This window comes from Enterobacter sp. DTU_2021_1002640_1_SI_PRY_ASU_LCPMC_013, from assembly GCF_032389435.1.
Taxonomy (GTDB): Bacteria; Pseudomonadota; Gammaproteobacteria; order Enterobacterales; family Enterobacteriaceae; genus Enterobacter; species Enterobacter hormaechei_C.
In genome coordinates this window covers 4,585,956-4,606,009 of the sequence record NZ_CP135594.1, presented here as the reverse complement: position 1 = coordinate 4,606,009, position 20,054 = coordinate 4,585,956, and the positions used below count along the sequence as shown (strand labels likewise).

Annotated in this window: 16 protein-coding genes; 8 read left to right on the top strand and 8 right to left on the bottom strand. The window is 55.7% G+C overall.

Translation table 11 applies throughout. The features are described from left to right. The first annotated feature begins 24 nt into the window (after positions 1-24). The 3 genes from hmsP to RS584_RS22080 all read left to right on the top strand — a co-directional run bounded on the left by hmsP (position 25) and on the right by RS584_RS22080 (position 5,190). Positions 25-2,031, top strand: coding sequence for a biofilm formation regulator HmsP (gene hmsP / locus RS584_RS22090; RefSeq protein WP_047642286.1), 2,007 nt, complete (start codon positions 25-27; stop codon positions 2,029-2,031). 159 nt (positions 2,032-2,190) lie between these two features. Then, positions 2,191-3,477: a C4-dicarboxylate transporter DctC gene (gene dctA, locus RS584_RS22085; RefSeq protein WP_015571524.1), complete on the top strand. Its 1,287-nt coding sequence runs from the start codon at positions 2,191-2,193 to the stop codon at positions 3,475-3,477. Between the two features lie 222 nt (positions 3,478-3,699). After that, positions 3,700-5,190: a pitrilysin family protein gene (locus tag RS584_RS22080; RefSeq protein ID WP_315748640.1), complete on the top strand. Its 1,491-nt coding sequence runs from the start codon at positions 3,700-3,702 to the stop codon at positions 5,188-5,190. A 62-nt stretch (positions 5,191-5,252) separates the two neighbouring features. Here RS584_RS22080 and RS584_RS22075 read toward each other — a convergent pair whose 3' ends face one another. Beyond that, on the bottom strand, positions 5,253-6,182 hold the full coding sequence (locus RS584_RS22075) for a sugar kinase (protein ID WP_017384186.1): 930 nt from the start codon (positions 6,180-6,182) through the stop codon (positions 5,253-5,255). A gap of 231 nt (positions 6,183-6,413) precedes the next feature. Between RS584_RS22075 and pdeH the strand changes: the two genes are divergently transcribed. Together pdeH and RS584_RS22065 are read left to right on the top strand one after the other, a co-directional pair. Further along, the gene (pdeH, locus tag RS584_RS22070) at positions 6,414-7,187 is read left to right on the top strand and encodes a cyclic-guanylate-specific phosphodiesterase (protein ID WP_015571521.1); all 774 of its coding nucleotides are present in this window, start codon (positions 6,414-6,416) and stop codon (positions 7,185-7,187) included. 65 nt (positions 7,188-7,252) lie between these two features. Next, a complete protein-coding gene (locus tag RS584_RS22065; protein ID WP_315748639.1) occupies positions 7,253-9,295 on the top strand; it encodes an AsmA family protein in 2,043 nt (680 codons plus the stop codon). Between the two features lie 508 nt (positions 9,296-9,803). On the opposite strand, the gene RS584_RS22060 is transcribed toward RS584_RS22065, so the two are convergent. From RS584_RS22060 to RS584_RS22050, 3 genes are all read right to left on the bottom strand, one after another. Then, positions 9,804-11,126: an MFS transporter gene (locus RS584_RS22060; protein ID WP_015571519.1), complete on the bottom strand. Its 1,323-nt coding sequence runs from the start codon at positions 11,124-11,126 to the stop codon at positions 9,804-9,806. Positions 11,127-11,386: 260 nt separating this feature from the next. Then, complete coding sequence (gene yhjD / locus RS584_RS22055; RefSeq protein WP_023295574.1) at positions 11,387-12,412, bottom strand: inner membrane protein YhjD; 1,026 nt, start codon at positions 12,410-12,412, stop codon at positions 11,387-11,389. A 50-nt stretch (positions 12,413-12,462) separates the two neighbouring features. Next, positions 12,463-13,362: a LysR family transcriptional regulator gene (locus RS584_RS22050; protein WP_315748638.1), complete on the bottom strand. Its 900-nt coding sequence runs from the start codon at positions 13,360-13,362 to the stop codon at positions 12,463-12,465. Positions 13,363-13,481: 119 nt separating this feature from the next. Here RS584_RS22050 and RS584_RS22045 point away from each other — a divergent pair, with 119 nt between their 5' ends. Next, on the top strand, positions 13,482-14,240 hold the full coding sequence (locus RS584_RS22045) for an SDR family NAD(P)-dependent oxidoreductase (RefSeq protein ID WP_315748637.1): 759 nt from the start codon (positions 13,482-13,484) through the stop codon (positions 14,238-14,240). Between the two features lie 174 nt (positions 14,241-14,414). Continuing rightward, positions 14,415-15,017: a response regulator transcription factor gene (locus RS584_RS22040; protein WP_017384182.1), complete on the top strand. Its 603-nt coding sequence runs from the start codon at positions 14,415-14,417 to the stop codon at positions 15,015-15,017. Here RS584_RS22040 and RS584_RS22035 read toward each other — a convergent pair. Further along, entirely contained in the window at positions 14,996-15,334 is a 339-nt protein-coding gene (locus RS584_RS22035; protein ID WP_015571514.1) for a lysozyme, read from the bottom strand. The two genes, RS584_RS22040 and RS584_RS22035, sit on opposite strands and share 22 nt — an antisense overlap. 77 nt (positions 15,335-15,411) lie before the next feature. Beyond that, positions 15,412-15,945, bottom strand: coding sequence for a GNAT family protein (locus tag RS584_RS22030; protein WP_315748636.1), 534 nt, complete (start codon positions 15,943-15,945; stop codon positions 15,412-15,414). Between the two features lie 146 nt (positions 15,946-16,091). On the opposite strand from RS584_RS22030, the gene RS584_RS22025 reads away from it, so the two are divergent. After that, positions 16,092-17,678, top strand: coding sequence for an STY4199 family HEPN domain-containing protein (locus RS584_RS22025; RefSeq protein WP_315748635.1), 1,587 nt, complete (start codon positions 16,092-16,094; stop codon positions 17,676-17,678). A gap of 110 nt (positions 17,679-17,788) precedes the next feature. On the opposite strand, the gene RS584_RS22020 is transcribed toward RS584_RS22025, so the two are convergent. Beyond that, complete coding sequence (locus tag RS584_RS22020) at positions 17,789-19,438, bottom strand: alpha,alpha-trehalase (protein ID WP_003861211.1); 1,650 nt, start codon at positions 19,436-19,438, stop codon at positions 17,789-17,791. A 241-nt stretch (positions 19,439-19,679) separates the two neighbouring features. Further along, positions 19,680-19,967: a hypothetical protein gene (locus RS584_RS22015; RefSeq protein WP_003861213.1), complete on the bottom strand. Its 288-nt coding sequence runs from the start codon at positions 19,965-19,967 to the stop codon at positions 19,680-19,682. Positions 19,968-20,054: the final 87 nt, after the last annotated feature.

Below are 20,054 nucleotides of genomic sequence, written 5' to 3'. Positions count from 1 at the left end.
CTTCGAGTTTTGTGGAGAGTCATTTTGCGTGTCAGCCGTTCCTTAACGATCAAACAGATGGCGATGGTGTCTGCCGTCACAATGCTGTTTGTCTTCATCTTCTGCGTCATTTTGCTGTTTCACTCCGTACAGCAGAATCGCTATAACACGGCTTCGCAACTGGAAAGTATTGCCCGCTCGGTGCGGGAACCCCTGTCAGCCTCGATCCTGAAAGGGGATATCCCCGAGGCGGAATCCATCCTGAAGCGCATTCAGCCCGCCGGTATCGTGAGCCGCGCGGATGTCGTGCTGCCGAACCAGTTCCAGGCGCTGCGGATGAGTTTTATCCCGGAGCGTCCCGTCCCGATGATGGTGATGCGCCTGTTTGAACTGCCGGTGCAAATTTCCCTGCCTCTCTATTCCCTGGAAAGACCGGCTAACCCGCAGCCGCTGGCCTACCTGGTGCTACAGGCCGACTCGTACCGCATGTATAAATTCGTCATGAGTTGGGTTGCTACGTTAGTGACTACTTACTTACTTTTGACACTAATGCTGAGCGTGGCGCTGACGTGGTGTATCAACCGGTTAATTGTGCATCCGTTGCGCCGCATAGCCCGGGAGCTGAACGACCTCTCTCCACAGGAGCACATGGGGCATCAGCTTCCCTTGCCGCGCCTGCATCACGACGATGAAATTGGCATGCTGGTCCGGAGTTACAATATCAACCAGCAGCGTGTCCTGCGTCAGCAGGAAGAGCTCAGTAGCAACGCCACCCGTTTTCCGGTATCCGATCTGCCAAACAAAGCGTTTTTAATGGCCTTGCTGGAGCAGACCGTCGCCCGCCAGCAGACCACCGCGCTGATGGTGATTGCCTGCGAAACCTTGCAGGACACGGCGGGCGTGCTGAAAGAGAGCCAGCGCGAGATGCTGTTGCTGACGCTGGTGGAAAAGGTGAAATCCGTTCTGGCGCCGCGCATGGTGCTCACCCAGGTCAGCGGTTATGACCTGGTGGTGATCGCGCACGGTGTTAAAGAGCCGTGGCACGCCATTACGCTAGGTCAGCAAGTACTCACTGTCATTAATGAGCGGCTGCCCATTCAGGGTATCCAGCTTCGCCCGAGCGCCAGCATCGGTATTGCGATGTACTACGGGGGGCTGACCGCCGAGCAGCTTTATCGTCGGGCCTTCTCGGCCGCGTTCACCGCGCGCCGGAAAGGCAAAAACCAGATCCAGTTCTTTGATCCGGAGCAGATGGAAAAAGCCCAGCAGCGCCTGACGGAAGAGAGCGACATTCTGACGGCGATGGACAACCGCCAGTTTGCGCTCTGGCTACAGCCGCAGGTCAATTTGCGCACGGGGGAAGTGACCAGCGCCGAAGCGTTGCTGCGTATGCAACAGCCGGACGGCACGTGGGAGCTGCCTGAGGGGATGATCGAACGTATCGAGTCCTGCGGCCTGATGGTCACCGTCGGCTACTGGGTGCTGGAAGAGTCTTGCCGCCAGCTTGCGGCCTGGCAACAACGGGGCATCACGCTGCCGCTGTCGGTGAATCTCTCTGCGCTACAGCTGATGCACCCGACCATGGTGCCGGAGATGCTCGAGTTGATCCACCGCTACCGCATCCAGCCCCACACGTTGATCCTGGAAGTCACCGAGAGCCGTTGTATCGACAATCCTGACGATGCTGTCGCCATTCTGAAACCGCTGCGTAATGCCGGGATCCGCATTGCGCTGGACGATTTCGGTATGGGGTATTCCGGCCTGCGTCAGCTCCAGCACATGAAAACGTTGCCGGTGGACGTCCTGAAAATCGACAAAACCTTTGTGGAAGGGCTGCCGGAGGATTGCAGCCTGGTACAGGCCATTATTCAGATGGCGCACAGCCTGAATCTGCACGTCATTGCCGAGGGTATTGAAACCGACGCCCAGCGTGATTGGCTGGCTGCGGCGGGCGTGGAGAGCGGACAGGGCTTCCTGTTTGACCGCGCCGTACCGACGGATATCTTTGAGCAACGCTATCTCGCCGACGCTGGCAATAACGCAAAAGTGTAATTTTGTTGCTGGCTTGTGCGAGCCAGCTCAAAGTTCTTAACATTTGTGTTTCAAATTTGAACCCCGTTTATTTCTGTCCTGTTATGTGGGTGTTATTTTAAAGCCGCAGGTTAACCATAACCTTACAAAGCCTGTAGTTTTTCTTTCCAGGGACACCCTATGAAAACCTCACTCTTCAAAAGTCTTTACTTCCAGGTCCTGACAGCCATCGCCATCGGTATTCTGCTCGGTCACTACTACCCGGAGCTGGGCGCGCAGATGAAACCGCTTGGCGACGCGTTCGTTAAGCTCATCAAAATGATCATCGCGCCGGTCATTTTCTGTACCGTGGTGACCGGTATCGCTGGCATGGAAAGCATGAAGGCGGTCGGGCGTACGGGGGCGGTTGCCCTGCTGTACTTCGAGATTGTCAGTACCATCGCGCTGATTATCGGCCTGATAATTGTCAACGTGGTACAGCCTGGCGCGGGCATGAACGTCGACCCGGCCACGCTGGATGCGAAAGCGGTGGCGGTTTACGCTGAACAGGCGAAAGATCAGGGGATTGTTGCCTTCCTGCTGGACGTGATCCCGAGCAGCGTGATTGGCGCGTTCGCCAGCGGAAACATCCTCCAGGTGCTGCTGTTTGCCGTGCTTTTTGGCTTTGCCCTGCACCGTCTTGGCAGCAAAGGCCAGCTGATTTTTAACGTCATTGAAAGCTTCTCGCAGGTGATCTTCGGCATCATCAACATGATCATGCGTCTGGCCCCGATTGGCGCCTTTGGCGCGATGGCCTTCACCATCGGGAAATATGGCGTCGGCACGCTGGTACAGCTTGGCCAGCTGATCGTCTGTTTCTACATCACCTGTATTCTGTTTGTGGTGGTGGTGCTCGGCTCCATCGCCCGTGCGACCGGCTTCAGCATCTTCAAATTTATCCGTTACATTCGTGAAGAGCTGCTGATTGTCCTCGGCACATCCTCTTCGGAGTCCGCGCTGCCGCGTATGCTCGATAAAATGGAAAAGCTGGGCTGCCGTAAGTCAGTGGTGGGGCTGGTTATTCCTACGGGCTACTCCTTTAACCTGGACGGCACCTCGATATACCTGACGATGGCGGCGGTCTTTATTGCCCAGGCCACTAACAGCCACATGGATATCTTCCATCAGATTACGCTGCTGGTGGTGCTTCTGCTCTCTTCAAAAGGGGCGGCGGGCGTAACGGGCAGCGGATTTATCGTGCTGGCGGCCACCATTTCGGCGGTGGGCCATCTGCCGGTGGCGGGCCTGGCCCTGATCCTCGGTATTGACCGCTTTATGTCTGAAGCCCGTGCGTTAACCAACCTGGTCGGCAATGGCGTGGCGACGATTGTGGTGGCGAAGTGGGTGAAAGAGCTGGATCACAAGAAGCTTAACGATACGCTGAATAACCGCACATCTGAGGACAAAACCCCCGGTTTATCCTCTTAATCCCTCATAAATGCCCGTATTCCCTTGTGGGGATGCGGGCACCTGCGCATAATAACCGTTCATACCTGTCATAATTCGACAAGATTTTTTTTGGGTATATTTCACTTCCGCCCGTGACGTTTAGCCGAACACGCTGTCTAATCGGAAGGTTTTCATCGTCATCTTTGAGTGCTCACGTCGCGAGACACTCTCTTTAACCAGGAATGTTGATCAGGGGTTCACATGCAGGGCACAAAAATTCGACTCTTAACCGGCGGTTTGCTGATGATGGCAGCAGCCAGTTATGTGCAGGCAGATGCGCTCCAGCCAGACCCGGCCTGGCAACAGGGAACACTGGCGAACGGTTTCCAGTGGCAGGTATTATCCACTCCGCAACGTCCGAGCGATCGCATTGAAATCCGTCTTTCTGTGAATACCGGCTCCCTTACTGAAAGCACCCAGCAGACCGGCTTAAGCCACTTTATTCCTCGGCTGGCGCTCACCCAGAGCGGCAGTTTGCAGGCGGTTCAGGTGCGTTCTTTATGGCAACAGGCCATCGATCCGAAACGCCCGCTGCCCCCGGCTGTGGTCTCCTATGACTACACCATGTTTAACCTGAGCCTGCCCAACAACCGTAACGATCTGCTTAAAGAAGCGCTGACCTATCTTTCGGATGCCACCGGCAAACTGGCGATTACGCCTGAGACCGTTAACTATGCGTTGAGCAACAGCGACATGGTGGCGACCTGGCCGACGGATACCAAAGAAGGCTGGTGGCGCTACCGCCTGAAAGGGTCAACGCTGCTTGGCCACGACCCGGCAGAGCCGCTGAAACAGCCGGTTGATGCCGCGCAGGTGAAATCTTTCTACCAGCAGTGGTATACCCCGGATGCCATGACCCTGATTGTGGTGGGCAATGTGGACAGCCGTGCGGTGATAGAACAGATCAACAAAGCATTTGGCGATCTGAAAGGGAAGCGTGAAACGCCCGCCCCTGTTCCTACCTTGTCCCCGCTGCGTCCCGAGACGGTCAGCATCATGACGGATACCGTGCGTCAGGATCGTCTTTCAATGATGTGGGATACGGCCTGGCAGCCGATCCGCGAGTCTTCTGCGCTGTTGCGTTACTGGCGTGCGGATCTCGCGCGTGAAGCGCTGTTCTGGCACGTTCAGCAGACGCTCAGCAAGAACAACGTGAAAGATATTGGCCTGGGCTTTGACTGCCGAGTGCTGTTCCAGCGCGCCCAGTGCGCCATTAACGTGGAATCGCCGGGCGATAAGCTGAATGCCAATCTCGGCGTGGTGGCGAAAGAGCTGGCTAAAGTGCGGAAAGAGGGCCTGTCTGAAGAGGAGTTTAACGCGCTGGTGGCGCAGAAAACCCTCGAATTGCAGAAACTGTTCGCCACCTATGCCCGCGCCGATACCGATATATTAATCAGCCAGCGCATTCGCTCCTTGCAGAATCAGGTGGTGGATATCGCGCCGGAGCAGTATCAGAAACTGCGTCAGGACTTCCTGAACGGTTTGACTGTGGAGATGTTGAATCAGGATCTGCGTCAGCAGCTGTCGCAGGATATGGCGTTGATTCTGTTGCAGCCGAAAGGTGAGCCGGAATATGACATGAAAGAGTTGAAGGCCACCTGGAACGCCATCATGGCGACGTCGCCGCAGCCAGCGCAAACGGCAGCCGATGATTTACACCAGGATGCGAGCGATATTCCGCAGGGTCAGTAAGCTCCTGAGTTCCCTCTCCCTGAGGGAGAGGGTTAGGGTGCGGGCATCAGCCCGCACAGTCCTTAAGCAGGCATCGCCTCGCGCGGAATAATCGCTCCGCGATACTGAATCACCGTGCTGGCCGTCAAATGACCGCGCTGCGCCGCCGCTTCCGGCGTACCCCCCGTCAGACGTACCGCCAGATACCCCGCGCTGAAAGAATCTCCCGCCGCAGTGGTATCGATTACTTTCTCTTTCGCCAGCTTCACCGCCGGCACCTCTGTCACGGCTTCACCTGCAACCGCCACCAGGCAAGACTCCGCCCCGCGCTTGATCACCACTTCGCTGACCCCGGCAGCCTGCGTCCGGGCAATGACCTCATCAACCGGTTTTTCGCCCCACAGAGCATCTTCATCATCCAGCGTCAGGAAGGCGATATCGGTGCATTCGAGCATCTGCTGGTAGACCTGCTGCGTCTCTTCGCGGCTGGCCCACAAACGCGGACGGTAGTTGTTATCGAAAATCACCTTACCGCCATTGGCACGGCATTCGCGCAGCAGTGACAGCAGCTTTTCACGGCTCTCCTGGCTCAGGATCGCCAGGCTGATCCCGCTAAGGTAGAGATAATCGAAGGTCGCCAGTTCTTCGCAAATGGCAGCGGCGGCCTCGCTTTCCAGCCAGAATTTGGCGGCCGCTTCATTACGCCAGTAATAGAAGGTGCGCTCGCCGGTGCTGTCGGTTTCGATGTAGTACAAACCCGGCAGGCGGTTTTCCATTCGCTGGATCAGCGAGGTCCCAACGTTTTCACCCTGCCAGGCTTCCAGCATCTGCTGGCTGAAGCTGTCCGTTCCCAGCGCGGTAACGTAGCTCACGCTCAGCGCGTCGGGGGCGACCTGACGGGCAATGTAAACGGAGGTGTTCAATGTATCGCCACCAAAACCGCGGCTGACTTCCGCGCCTTTCTGGGACAGCTCAATCATGCATTCGCCAATCACGGCAATTTTTTTAGACATAGTCGTGAACCTGAACAAAGTAATTAAGGGTAGTGTGCGCTGTGTGTTTTTTATGGTCAACTATATTAAAACGACGTTCCATTATTTTTTTTTGAGCCAGCGCGTATTCCGGCATATTTCTGTCATCTTAATTTCATTTTCCCGGTGAATTGAACATAAAGTTCTCACCTGGCGGGCCGATAACTCAGTGACGAGTCCAGAAAGGCTATCCCATACAACAGGACATCCGAAATGAAGTCAGAGCAGGTTATCCAGCGGCTGAGCACTACGCCTGAGGCAAGTATTGAGAACTTGCAGGAGCATCGCTACTGGCTGCAATGTGAGCGAGCGTACACCTATCAGCCCATCTACCGTACCGACGGTCGGTTAATGGCGATTGAGGTGTTAACGGTCGTCACTCATCCATCGAATCCTTCACAGCGTATTGCACCGGACCGCTATTTTGCGGAGGTTGCCGTGCGTCAGCGTATCGACGTGCTGGAAGAGCAGCTGAGAATGCTGGCGACGAAGCAGGCGTTCTTCGAGCAGCACGGTATTCTGGCGTCGGTGAACGTGGATGGCCCAACCCTGATGGCGTTACGTCAGAACGCGACGTTGCAGGCGCTGATTGCCACCTTGCCGTGGATGCGCTTCGAGCTGGTGGAACATGTTCAGCTGCCGCAGGATTCCTCGTTTGCCTCGATGTGTGAGTTTGGCCCGCTGTGGCTGGATGATTTCGGTACCGGTATGGCCAACTTCTCCGCCCTGAGCGAAGTGCGTTATGACTACATCAAAGTGGCCCGCGATCTGTTTATCATGCTGCGCCAGACGCCGGAGGGACGGAACCTGTTTACGATGCTCCTGCAACTGATGAACCGCTATTGCCAGGGCGTCATTGTGGAAGGCGTAGAGACGCTGGAGGAGTGGCGCGACGTGCAAAATTCCCCGGCAGCGGCGGCACAGGGTTATTTCCTCTCTCGTCCTGTCCCCATGGATACCCTGGAAAAGGTGATAACCACCCTCTGATCTGCCCGCTTCCCTTTGTCTGAACTATAGTTTTAGAGGCAAGTTCATCAGGAAAGGGGACAACAATGACAAAAACAACCAGGGTGATTTCCTGGACAGCAGGGATTTTCTTGTTGCTGATCGTGGTCTTAATCACCATTATCGCCACGTTTGACTGGAACCGGCTCAAACCGACCATCAACCAGAAAGTCTCAACCGAGCTAAACCGCCCCTTCGCAATACGTGGCGATTTGGGTGTCGTGTGGGAGCGCCAGAAAGAGGAAACCGGCTGGCGAAGCTGGGTGCCATGGCCGCACGTTCACGCCGACGACATCATTCTCGGCAACCCGCCGGACATCCCCGAAGTGACCATGATCCACCTGCCGCGCGTGGAAGCCACGCTGGCGCCGTTAGCCCTGTTAACCAAAACGGTGTATCTGCCGTGGATCAAACTTCAGCAGCCCGACGCGCGGCTGATTCGCCTGTCAGAGAAAAACAACAACTGGACGTTCGATCTCGCCAGCAGCGGCGATAAAGATCAGAATGCGCAGCCCTCTTCGTGGTCTTTCCGCCTCGACAATATTCTGTTCGATCGGGGGAGGATCGCCATTGACGATAAGGTGAGTAAGGCTGACGTGGAGATCCTCGTCGATCCGCTGGGTAAGCCGCTGCCGTTTAGCGAAGTGACGGGCAGTAAAGCCAAAGGCGATGACAGCAAAGCGGGCGATTACGTCTTCGGCCTGACGGCGAAAGGGCGCTACAACGGCCAGCCGCTGACCGGTAAAGGCAAAATCGGCGGCATGCTGGCGCTCAGGAGTGAGGGCACGCCGTTCCCGGTGCAGGCGGATTTCCGCTCGGGCAACACCCGCGTGGCGTTCGTGGGCACGGTTAACGACCCGATGAACATGGGCGGCGTCGACCTCCAGCTTAAGTTTGCCGGGGATTCGCTGGGTGAACTGTACGATTTGACCGGCGTGCTGCTGCCGGATACCCCGCCGTTTGAAACGGACGGGCGCCTGGTTGCCAAAATCAACACCGAAAAATCGTCCGTCTTTGACTACCGGAATTTTAACGGGCGCATCGGCGACAGCGATATCCACGGCACGCTGACCTACACCACCGGTAAACCGCGCCCGAAACTGGAGGGGGACGTTGAATCCCGCCAGCTGCGTCTGGCCGATCTTGGTCCGCTGATTGGCGTAGATTCGGGCAAAGGCACGAAGTCTAAAGAGGTTAAAAAGGACGTTCAGCCTGCGGGTAAAGTGCTGCCCTATGACCGCTTCGAAACCGACAAATGGGACGTGATGGATGCGGATGTACGCTTCAAAGGACGTAAAATTGAGCATGGCAGCACGCTGCCGCTGAGCAACCTCTCGACCCATATCATCCTGAAAAACGCCGACCTGCGCCTGCAACCGCTGAAGTTTGGCATGGCCGGGGGAACCATCTCATCGAATATCCACCTGGAGGGGGATAAAAAGCCAATGCAGGGAAGGGCGGAGATCCAGGCGCGTCGGCTGAAGCTGAAAGAGCTGATGCCGGACGTGGAGCTGATGCAGAAAACCCTCGGTGAGATGAACGGCGACGCGGATATTCGCGGCACGGGTAACTCGGTAGCGGCGCTGCTGGGCAGCGGAAACGGCAACCTGAAGCTGCTGATGAACGACGGCCTGGTGAGCCGTAACCTGATGGAGATCCTGGGGCTGAACGTCGGGAACTTTATCATCGGGCAAATCTTCGGTGACGACGAAGTGCGCGTTAACTGCGCGGCGGCAAATCTGGATCTGGTCAACGGCGTGGCGCGTCCGCAGATCTTCGCCTTCGACACGGAAAACGCGGTTATCAACGTCACCGGTACCGCCAGCATGGCGTCCGAGCAGCTGGATTTAACCATCGATCCGGAAAGTAAAGGCATTCGTATCATCACCCTGCGCTCGCCGCTGTACGTTCGCGGAACCTTCAAAGATCCTCAGGCGGGCGTGAAGGCCGGGCCGTTGATTGCGCGTGGTGCGGTCGCCGCCGCGCTCGCTACGCTGGTCACCCCTGCGGCGGCGCTGCTGGCGTTGATTTCGCCGTCAGAAGGCGAAGCGAATCAGTGTCGGACGATTTTGTCGCAGATGAAGAAGTAGTCCCGTTTCTCCCTCTCCCTGTGGGGAGAGGGGGCTCCAGTAATTTGAAAGCAAGCTATAACGTTGCCTCAGAATAACTGAGGGCTTTCAGCGATGCCTCGGTCCGGCTGTAAATCGCTGAGGCGTTTCCTGTAGGCCGGGGCGAGGCGCAGGGATGCGCCGAGAGGGCGGGCTTTACAGGGATGTTACCTCCGCCCGTCCCCGATAAGCCGGAAGGAATAAGCCGAAGGCACCGCGAAGCGGCGATTTTCCGCCGGAAGCCCGGGTCGCCAGGGTGGTGGCGACTGAGCCACCCTGGCACGTTCACCGCTCATGTCGTGACAGAGTAGCAAGGAACATAAAGTGAACGGAATGACCACCTGAGCCGTATGTTCCCCCTCACCCCAGCCCTCTCCCTCAAGGGAGAGGGGGCCGTCTGTGCAGGCATTATTTTGTGGGGAGCCCTCAGCCCTGTGGGTGAGGGCTGAATCGTAGGCCGGGTAAGGCGTAGCCGCCACCCGGCATTCACTTACAGCGCCTGATGCTTCGTCTCGTGCGTCAGCAGCAGCGCAATCAGTGTCAACGCTGCCATTGCCGCCAGATAGACACCCACATAGAACAGGCCATAGTTCGCCTGAAGCCAGGTGGCGATATACGGGGCCACCGAGGCGCCCAGAATCGACGAAACGTTATAGGAGAACGACGCGCCGGTGTAACGCACTTCAGTCGGGAACAGCTCCGGCAGCAGCGCGCCCATTGGGCCAAAGGTCAGCCCCATCAGGCTCAGGCCAATCAGCAGATACGCCATCACCAGCGCAGGGCTACCTGAACCCAGCAGCGGCGGGAAGACAAACAGCGCGAACAGAATAATCAGCGAGGTGATGACGATCATGCTTGAACGACGGCCAAATTTATCCGCCAGCAGGCCCGCGATGGGCACCATCACGCCAAATCCGATGACCGCCATCATCAGCATCCACAGCACTTCGTTACGCGGCAGGCCCAGGCCGACCGGCGCGGCGGCGGTACTGAAGGTCATGGAGTAAACGGTCATGATGTAGAACAGCGTGTAGGTCGCCAGCATGATGAACGTGCCCAGCACGGTCACGCGGAGGTGTTTGGTCAGCAGCGTCCCCAGCGGAACTTTAACCTGCTTTTTCGCCGCGGCGACTTTAGCGAAGACCGGCGTCTCGTGCAGCGACACGCGAACGTACAGGCCAATCAGCACCAGCACGGCAGAGAAGACGAATGGAATACGCCAGCCCCAGTTCATGAACTGTTCATCAGTCAGCAGCCAGGAGAGGAGCAGGAAGGTGCCGTTAGCAAAGAAGAACCCAATCGGTGCGCCCAGCTGCGGGAAAGAGCCATACAGGGCACGTTTGCGCGCCGGGGCGTTTTCGGTCGCCAGCAGTGCCGCGCCGCCCCATTCCCCGCCCAGCCCCAGACCCTGCCCAAAGCGCGCCAGCGCCAGCAGCACAGGCGCCAGAATGCCAATAGTTTCATAGGTCGGCAGCAGGCCGATGGCGACGGTGGAGATCCCCATCGTCAGCAGCGAGGCAACCAGCGTCACTTTACGGCCGACGCGATCGCCAAAATGCCCAAAGACCGCTGAACCAATCGGACGCGCAACGAAGGCGATAGCAAAGGTGGCTAAAGACTGTAGCGTGGCTGCCGTCGGGTCGCCCTGAGGGAAGAAAATATGCGGAAAGACAATGACCGCAGCGGTGGCGTAAATATAAAAGTCGAAGAACTCAATGGCGGTGCCAATCAGCGATGCGACGACGACTTTATTGCGCGAGTTGACCGGAACGTGTTCCGCCCCTTCGTTAAGTGTGGTGGCTGTTGCTTGCATAATATTTTCTTATTTTTGGACGAACGAAGGGCCATATTAGGCATAGCAAAAGCGACATTTCAATCTGTAACAAAGGCGTGGTGTGGTCATAAAAGCAACAAAAAGCGGATAATTTTCAGACCAGCGGAAACACTTCTATGAAATGCTTCACACTTTTCAAATATCAGTCATTAAAACTGGTTTTGCGTTAAATAAAAGTTACGGCCTGGATTTATATGCTGAAATGGCGAATCGGGCTGAAATATCAGCCCGACATGATATCAGCGGTGGGTTTTACCCGGCATGCGCGGGTCATCTTTATACTCTGCCGTGGCGATCCACGCGGCGCAGAACAGCGTCAGGCGAGCGAAGAAATAGAAGAAAGCCATCAGCCCCAGCACCGAACCAAAGGCCGCGCCGGAGGGAGACTTCACCAGCGACGGCAGCGTATAGGTCATCACAATCTTGATCACCTCAAAACCAATGGCGGCAATCAATGTCCCGCGCATCAGCGCCTTCTTGCGCGGACGATGGCGGGGCAAACGCCAGAAGATCCAGAAGAACAGAAGGTAGTTAGCAAAGATAGAAATGGCCAGCCCAATGCCGCGCCAGGCCGGTTTCAGCCATTCAATGTAATCCAGGTACAGCGCGGAGATAATCATCTGCTGCGCGGAACCGGCGACCGAGGTGATGGAGAGCGTAATGACCAGCGCCACCAGCAGCCCAATCAGCGAAATAAAGTCGCGCAGATACTTCACCCATATCTTCTCCTGATCCTGCGGTCTACGCTCCCAGACGTCACGCGACTGGGCGCGAATAGCCTCACGCAGGTTGCCCATCCAGTTCACCCCGGAATAGAGCGCAATCAGCAACCCGACGATACCCACGGTGGTACGCTGCTGCACGGCGGTGTTGATGGTGCTTTTGAGCGTTGCGGCGAGCGTCTGGTCGCTGACGTTGGTCAGGATCTTATTGAAGATGTCCTGCAACAGCGTCGGGTGAGACGCCAGCACAAAACCGGCGGCGGCAAATGACACCATCAGGATGGGGATCATCGACAGGAACGAGAAATAGGTAATCGCCGCGCCAAACTGATTTCCCATGCGGTCGTTAAAGCGCTCAGCGGCGCGTATCAGGTGAGCAATCGCGGGTATCTGCTGAATTTTTTCGGCTATGCCGGTCACGGTGCCCAGCGCTTTGCTGGCCGTTCCAGGCTCTTTCGGCGCTTCAGGTTCGTTATCCATCTTTTTGATGGGTTCATAATCTAAATGTTGAGTCGGTCGTTGCGGGTTATTTTCCGGCGTCACGCGCATTTTCCTTTTCGTTGAGCTGGATGTTACTGAATTATAGCTTGTGACTAGTCGACGTAACCTTTTGTGAGTGCGGTAAGCCACTCCATAAATACATGCACCCGGCGGGAGAGGTTACGGCGGTGGGGATAAATGAGGGAGACGGGCATCGGTTCAGCCCGGTATTGCGGCAGGATCTCAACGAGTTTTTTCGTGCGCAGGGCATCACGCACCCCGACGCGCGGAACCTGAATAATGCCAAGCCCGGCGATACAGGCGGCCTGGTAGGTTTCAGTGCTGTTAACCGTCAATACGCCTCCCGTTTTTACCCACTGGGTCGCGCTGCCGTTGTAATACTCAAAACCCTGCGGACGCGTGCCCAGCGTGGCGGAGTAGTGGATGAGGGCATGCGAAGCCAAATCGTCCAGCGTCTCAGGGTAGCCGAATCGCGTCAGATAATCCGGGCTGGCGCAGTTAATCACCGAGAGTTTCCCAAGCGGGCGGGCGATAAGCCCGGAGTCCTTTAAGTTTCCCACACGAACCACGCAGTCAAATCCTTCGCGGATGACATCGACCAGACGATCGCTGCTACTCAGCTCCAGCTCAATGCCGGGAAACTGTTGTAAAAATGCAGGCAGTTTCGGAATGACTACATTTCGCGCAATGGCAACGGGCATATCCACACGTAGCCGACCGCTGATGGTTGAAGGGTCGTGCAGAAACATGCCGTCCAGTTCGTCCAGATTCATCAGCAGATCTTTAGCGCGCTCGTAATAAACCATGCCGTCCTGCGTCAGGCTGACGCGGCGGGTAGTGCGGTGCAGCAGCTGCGTGCCCAGCGCGTTTTCCAGTGCCTGGATCTGTCGCGATACGCTCCCCTTCGGCAGGCTTAACGTCTCCGCCGCGCGGGAAAAACTTTCCAGTTCCGCGACCCGAAGGAAAAGCTGCATTGCGTGTATTTTATCCATAGATGTTGGTCATTGTTGTTATGAATGAAACAGTGAAGCGCTGAAGGCACTATTTATTGATCTTCTACCATCTAATAAGCTCTTTCTCAATCTTCATCACAGCCGAAACGAGGTGAATTATGAGTGAACGTATTGCTTTAGTGACGGGCGGTAGCCGCGGCCTGGGTAAAAATGCCGTTTTGAAGCTGGCCGCGGAAGGGACAGGCATCATCCTGACATGGAACAACAGCCAGCAGGAGGCGCAGGAAGTTGTGCGCGAAATCGAGGGAACAGGTGGAAAAGCGGCAGCATTGCAGCTTAACGTCGGCGATATGGCAAGCTTTTCGCGCTTTGCTCAGCAGGTGAAGGATACCCTCAAACACGTCTGGCAACGTGACACCTTTGACTATTTAGTGAACAACGCAGGTACAGGGTTATACGCACCCTATACCGAGACGACCGAGGCGCAGTTTGATGATGCGCTGAACATTCACTTCAAAGGGCCGTTTTTCCTCACGCAACAGCTGCTGCCGCTCATAAAAGACGGAGGGCGGATCCTGAACGTCTCCAGCGGACTGGCCCGTTTTACTCAGCCCGGTTCAGGCACCTACGCGGCAATGAAAGGGGCGATGGAAGTGCTGACCCGCTATCAGGCAAAAGAGCTTGGCGCGCGCGGAATTTCCGTCAATATCATCGCGCCCGGCGCGATTGAAACCGACTTTGGGGGCGGACGCGTGCGGGATAATGCGGAGCTTAACCAGCTGCTGGCCTCGCAGACGGCGCTGGGACGCGTGGGCCTGCCCGATGATATTGGTGACGCCATTGCGGCGTTGCTCAGTGACAAACTGGGCTGGATGAATGCGCAACGTATTGAAGTTTCAGGCGGTATGTTCCTGTAATGTTCAGTCTTAAGGGGGAGGGAACCCTCTTAAGGAAATCCTTAAAACAGTTATGTCTAAATGCTGGAAGATATAAAGAGAGCAGGGTGATTTGTAACCTCTCCATTCATTGAGTTTTTTCTTAAAAAATGCCTCTGTAGAATCCCCCTTCGCTATTCTCAGAGGAGTAAAACGATGCGAGTAATCATGTTTGACAGGCAGTCATTATTTATTCATGGAGCGATGTACAGTTTGCAGAAGTTAATTCCGAAAATAGAGATGACAGGGGCTCGTCAGACTGATGAATTATGGGCGCAATTATCCGCGTCACCCTCCGCTATCGTCATGATAGATGGGTATTTAATTCGTGATAATGGTGTGGCTTTACTGGAAGAGATTATGGATCGTTTTCCAGCGTCGCGCGTGGTGTTGGTGTTAACGAAAAAAGAGCGACGTTGGGTTGAGCAAATGTTTCAGCGCAACGTGGTGGCGATAATTCCCCGCAATGCGAATCCCGAACGCTTTTCCGCAGTGCTGGATTCCGTATCGCGTGGAATGGTCTGTTTTCCCGGCGAGTGGCTGAAGCAGCACTCCTCTCAGGATGAACTGGCAGTGTTAAGCGAGCGCCAGCGTGAGGTATTGAAGTTACTGGCGGCCGGAGAGTCCAATAAAGAGATTGGTCGTAATCTCAACATCAGTGCGGCAACGGTAAAAGCCCATCTTGAGACGCTTTTCCGGCGTCTTGATGTCAAAAACCGGACGCAGGCCGCGATGTACTACACCCGGGCGACGGCCTGAAGGATCTTCTCAGGCAGAGGGGACTCTTCCCCAAAACTGAAGAGGGTTAATATCAGGGCGTCATGCTGCTGTTGGGTTAATGGGCGTTTGTTCATTTCCCGCAGCAGCGCCTCACATAATTGAATATCATTAAAAAGCAAATTCTCCGCCTCAATCGGCGTGATGAGACTGTTAAATTTTTCCCACTGGCGAATCACGTGACCATAACCAATAACCCATATACCCTTTTCGTCACGGTATTTCTCCAGGGAAAGACCCTGTTGTTTTTTAATTAATGCGATTGCAGCAGAAGATATCTGCATTGCATAACCCGTCATAAGCGTTTCCTCTTAGTGGCGCGACTATAGAGGAAACGCCGCCGGGGAAATATCCGCCAAATGGCTATTAATCAGGTTTAACTGAACGGGAATTCCTTTTTCAGTAAACCGAATAGCCAGTCGTTATGCCATTGCCCTGAAAGGAAATAACTCTCACGCAACTCACCTTCCAGTTGAAAACCTGTTTTTTCCAGCAGTCGCCTTGAGGCGATATTTCCCACCGTCACGGTGGCGGTGAGCCGACGGATATTACCCTGAGTCAGCGCGAAATCACACACAGCCCGCAGAGATTCAAAGCCGTAACCTTTCCCCTGCGCAGAGGGCGCAAAGAGAAAACCGACTTCAGCACAATCTGCTTCCCGGTGCACATAGCCAGTTACGCCCAGCGGCGTCTGGCTGGCCGTCTCACGCACCACAAGGCAGAGCCAGTGCGAGCTTCCCGGCGTCCACGGCAACAGACGAGCCTCAAAGGCTTCCCGAATGTCCGCCTCGCTACGCGCAGGGGCGACAAAACGCATTACCTCAGGATTTTGCTGTAGCGACAGAAAAAAGGACCAGTCTTGCTCTTGCAGCGGCGAGCAGGTGAGACGCGCGGTGGTTAAGGCGGGCATGACGATCCTCCGGAGACATTGCAAATGATTATAAGGTTGTCACTTTATTTCAACAGAAAGTCAGGTATGTTTAACCTCATATAAATAAAAAGAAAAACGACTTTTAATGCCGCTTTAGCGGTACTCATTGTCTCTCAAGGAAAACAATGATGATTAGCTCATCGCATCATACCCGCGAACAGTTTGAACACTGTCTGGCGGCGATCCGTCAGGCGTCTGTTGAAATTTTACTTCTGTTGAATGTACATGTTTCTGAAGGAAAAGATCCACGCTGGTTTCTGGAGCAACTGGATAGTGCCCGCCTGGGGCTGGGCGGGTGGGGCGCCGTAGCCAGGAAGCTGAATCTGAATGATGCGGAAATGACGGCCTTTACGCTGCAATTACGCTTGCTTCAGCAGCGTGTTCCCCAGTATGAAAGCGGGCAGGATGTCAGCGAAAATCAGCTGATTGCGGCGATGCGCTTCGTCACCTCCCTTGAATATCTGCGTCTGCAACAGCCCCTCCTGGCCTACGATACCGGGAGGGTGCCAGAGAAGGAGAGCCAGCTTCAGGCGCAGAAACAGGTGCGTGCCATTGAGCTGATGATTAAAGGGCTGATACAGCAGGCGTGGCCCGATCCGGTGCGGCTGAATAATCATCTTAAGACCTTGTTTAACGCTGAACGCGTGCGTCGCTGGCTGAAAAACGGTGAGATTAATGATGTTCTGAGCGGCATGTTGTTCAGCGAACTGGCCCAGATGCTGGTGGATAAAAAAGAATTTAGCCGCTACTACGCGCCGCTGTTTAACGCTCCGGACATGCTGACGCTGCTGGTAGAGCCCCGCAAAACCCTGCAAACCTTCCTCGAAGATATTCGACAAATCCGCAACAGCATCACCGTGCAGCAGCCGTTAAGCGGGGCGCAAATCCAGCTGCTCGACTGCTATTACACGCAGATCACCCGCTCCGTTCAGCGCGCGTTTGAGGAAGGGCGGACACGCGTTAACCCGGCGGCGCTGATGGCGGTGGACGAAAGCGAGCTGCACGCGTTCTGGGAAAAGGCGCAAAAAATGGACCGCACCACAGGCGGCGATCTTTTTGAAGTGCGCGACAGTATTGAAAAACCGACTCAGCGCGCCACGCGTACGCCAGAGCAGCGCGAACAGCTGATTTCCGGCGTGCTGTGGGGAGCGGTTGGCGTGATGGTTATCGCGATTGTCGTGGGGGGATTCTGGCTGGTGACCAGCAGTAAACCGCAGCCGGCTGTGGCCAGTACGGCATCTCCCGCGCAGGTGCAGGAGATGCGCGAAACGCCTTCCTCACGCGAGACGTTAACCCGCATGGGTGTTACCTGGGATGAGAATAATTTCCGCTCGGCCATCAATCGCAATGACACCCGCGTGGCGCTCCTGTTTTTGCAGGGCGGGATGGACTGGAAAATGTCATGGACGGAGGAGGCGTTGTCGGCAGGCTACGACGATGTACTGGAAGTAATGTTGCGCTACCGCCTGCAAATGACAGAGCAAAAGCCCTGCCGACGCTTTATTAATACGCTTAGCCATGCGATGGCGAACGGCGAATCGCTGACGCCTATGCGTAAGCAGTACCTGAAAGCATTCTGTACCGTTCCCGCGGTGGTGAAACGCCAGCAGCACGACGCCGATATGGCAACGCGCCGCGCGAAGACGCAGCCCGATGCCAGCACAAAAAAATGGCAGTCCATCCAGACTGCCATTTATGAGGTGATCCGCTGATTATTTTTCCCCCTCACCCCGGCCCTCTCCCCAACGGGGCGAGGGAGAAAAGGCCGCACCGTTAAGTCCCCTCTCCCCTCAGGGGAGAGGGTCAGGGTGAGGGGCGAGGCTCAGGGCTCCCCATACAGCCCAATCAACCGCCGCACCACGCCATTCGTCCAGCCGAAGCCATCCTGCAACGGATACTCACCCCCGCCACCTTCGCGTGGCGTGCTGCTGGCGATGTGGTACTTCTCAATCAGCTTATGATGGGTTTTGTAGTAATGGTTCACCGTGTGCAGCCAGCTCCAGGCGATCTCATCTCCCAGCGAGTCGTTGCCGTACTGCTTGAACCCCTGGATCGCCATCCACTGGAGCGGCGCCCAGCCGTTCGGCTTATCCCACTGCTCCCCGGTTTCATATTCGGTGGCGAGAATACCGCCCGGCGTGAGCAGACGGGCTTTAACGGCATCGGACAGCCGTTCAGCCTGCTCATGCGTCGCCATGCCCACATACAGCGGCACAATGCTGGCCGCAGAGAACAGCGCCAGGGCTTCACGCCGCCAGTCGTAATCACGATAACAGCCGTTCTCTTCGTCCCACAGATAGCGGTTCACCGCCGCGCGCCGGTCGCTGGCTTTCTGGCGGAACAGATCAGCCGTCTCTTTATCCCCTTTCGACGCGGAGATATTGGCGATAGCGCTCTCCAGTTTGAACAGGAATGCGTTCAAATCAATGGGGATAAATTGTGTCGTGCGGATGCTGGCCAGCCGCGCAGGATCGCGCAGCCAGCGGGATGAGTAATCCCATCCTGAGGCTGCCCCGGCGCGCAGGTCGCGATACACCTCGTTCGGCGGACGACCGGAATGACGGGCGGTTTCCACATCCTCAATCCACGATTCATCTCGCGGCGTGTCGCGATCGTCCCAGTAGCGGTTGAGCAATGAGCCATCCGGCATGCGTACCGCACTGCGATAGGCCTGGTTGAGCAGCAGCGATTCCGCCCCGTCCATCCAGAAGGCGTACTCCATCTTAAGATGCTCAAGATAGCGCTTCGCCCCGCGCACGCCGTCCTCTTCAAACAGCTCCACCATCAGGGCAAAAACGGGCGGCTGGGAGCGGCTGAGATAGTAGGTACGGTTGCCGTTCGGGATATGGCCGTAGCGCTCAATCAGCCAGGCGAAGTTATCGGCCATACATTTCAGCAGATCGTTACGACCGCTTTCAGCCAGCCCCAGCATGGAGAAGTAAGAGTCCCAGTAATAGGTCTCGCTGAATCGTCCGCCGGGCACAATATAGGCCTGCGGCAGCGCCAGCAGCGACGACCACGGGATGTGATCCTGCGGCTCGCGCGTCAGCACCGGCCACAGATTATCAATATGTTCTTTCAGAGACAGGCCGGGGTCAGAGACGTACTCTTTGCTGTAGTCCTCCGGCAGCCAGAAGTGATTCTCCACAAAGCGCGCCAGGTCAAAATCACGGTGACGACGCACCTTGCGATAGCGGATCAAAATATCCAGCGGATCCATCTTCGGCGCGCAGTCGGGAAAGGTTTTGCTGTCCGCAAAAAGCCGCGACGACTGGACGTGTTCAAACAGTTCAAGGTAGCGGTCTGCGGGCGTAAGGGCATCGGACGCCGGCAGCCCTTCAATCATTTCCGGTTCCGGCTCTGCCTCGATCATCTCATCCAGTTTTAACTCACAGGGATCGGTTTCGTAGCGCAGCTCTTCTGCAATGTCGAACTCGATATCCTCGGCAGTCTGTAGTTTCTGGTTGAACATGGTGTTCAGGACCTCCGGTTTTTGTCGTAACCAATACGGGTTTTTCCCGGCTATCTTTTAAGCGTAGACATTCGCTTCGGTTAATGCGGTGCGAAGTGTGCGGTAGATCACGCTTTCAAAATGGATTTAAACACGCTGAAAGTCAGATATCCCTTTGATTATGAAATCATTAAAACAGAATCTTTGGAAACAGAGCAGGAATAAAATTCAGAGCATTCGGTATTCTGCATATACGCAGGGATTAATGCGCCTGACGCGCATTGCCCTGAAGGCTGTTGGCGGTTTGATTGGCTTTCTGGCTGGCGCCTTCGCTTTTATCCATCGCTTTGCTGGCCGCTTTTTCCGCATGGGCGGCGCTGTACGCAGCCAGATGGGAAATCACGATGGCGTAAATGCTCATTAACGACACCCACAGAATGCTGTTTTTCCACCACAGCAGGGTAGGAATAGTCAGTATCGCCCAAACCAGCGCGAGAACAAGGTGCATTTTGGCCATCAGTTTTGCGGTGATCTTTACGTGCATTTTCATATCTCTAATCTTTTTCCGTAGTAACAGGCGAACGCGTAGCGCTTTCTAAGATTAGTTAATTCCACCCCGGGTAGCGGGTTATTTTGT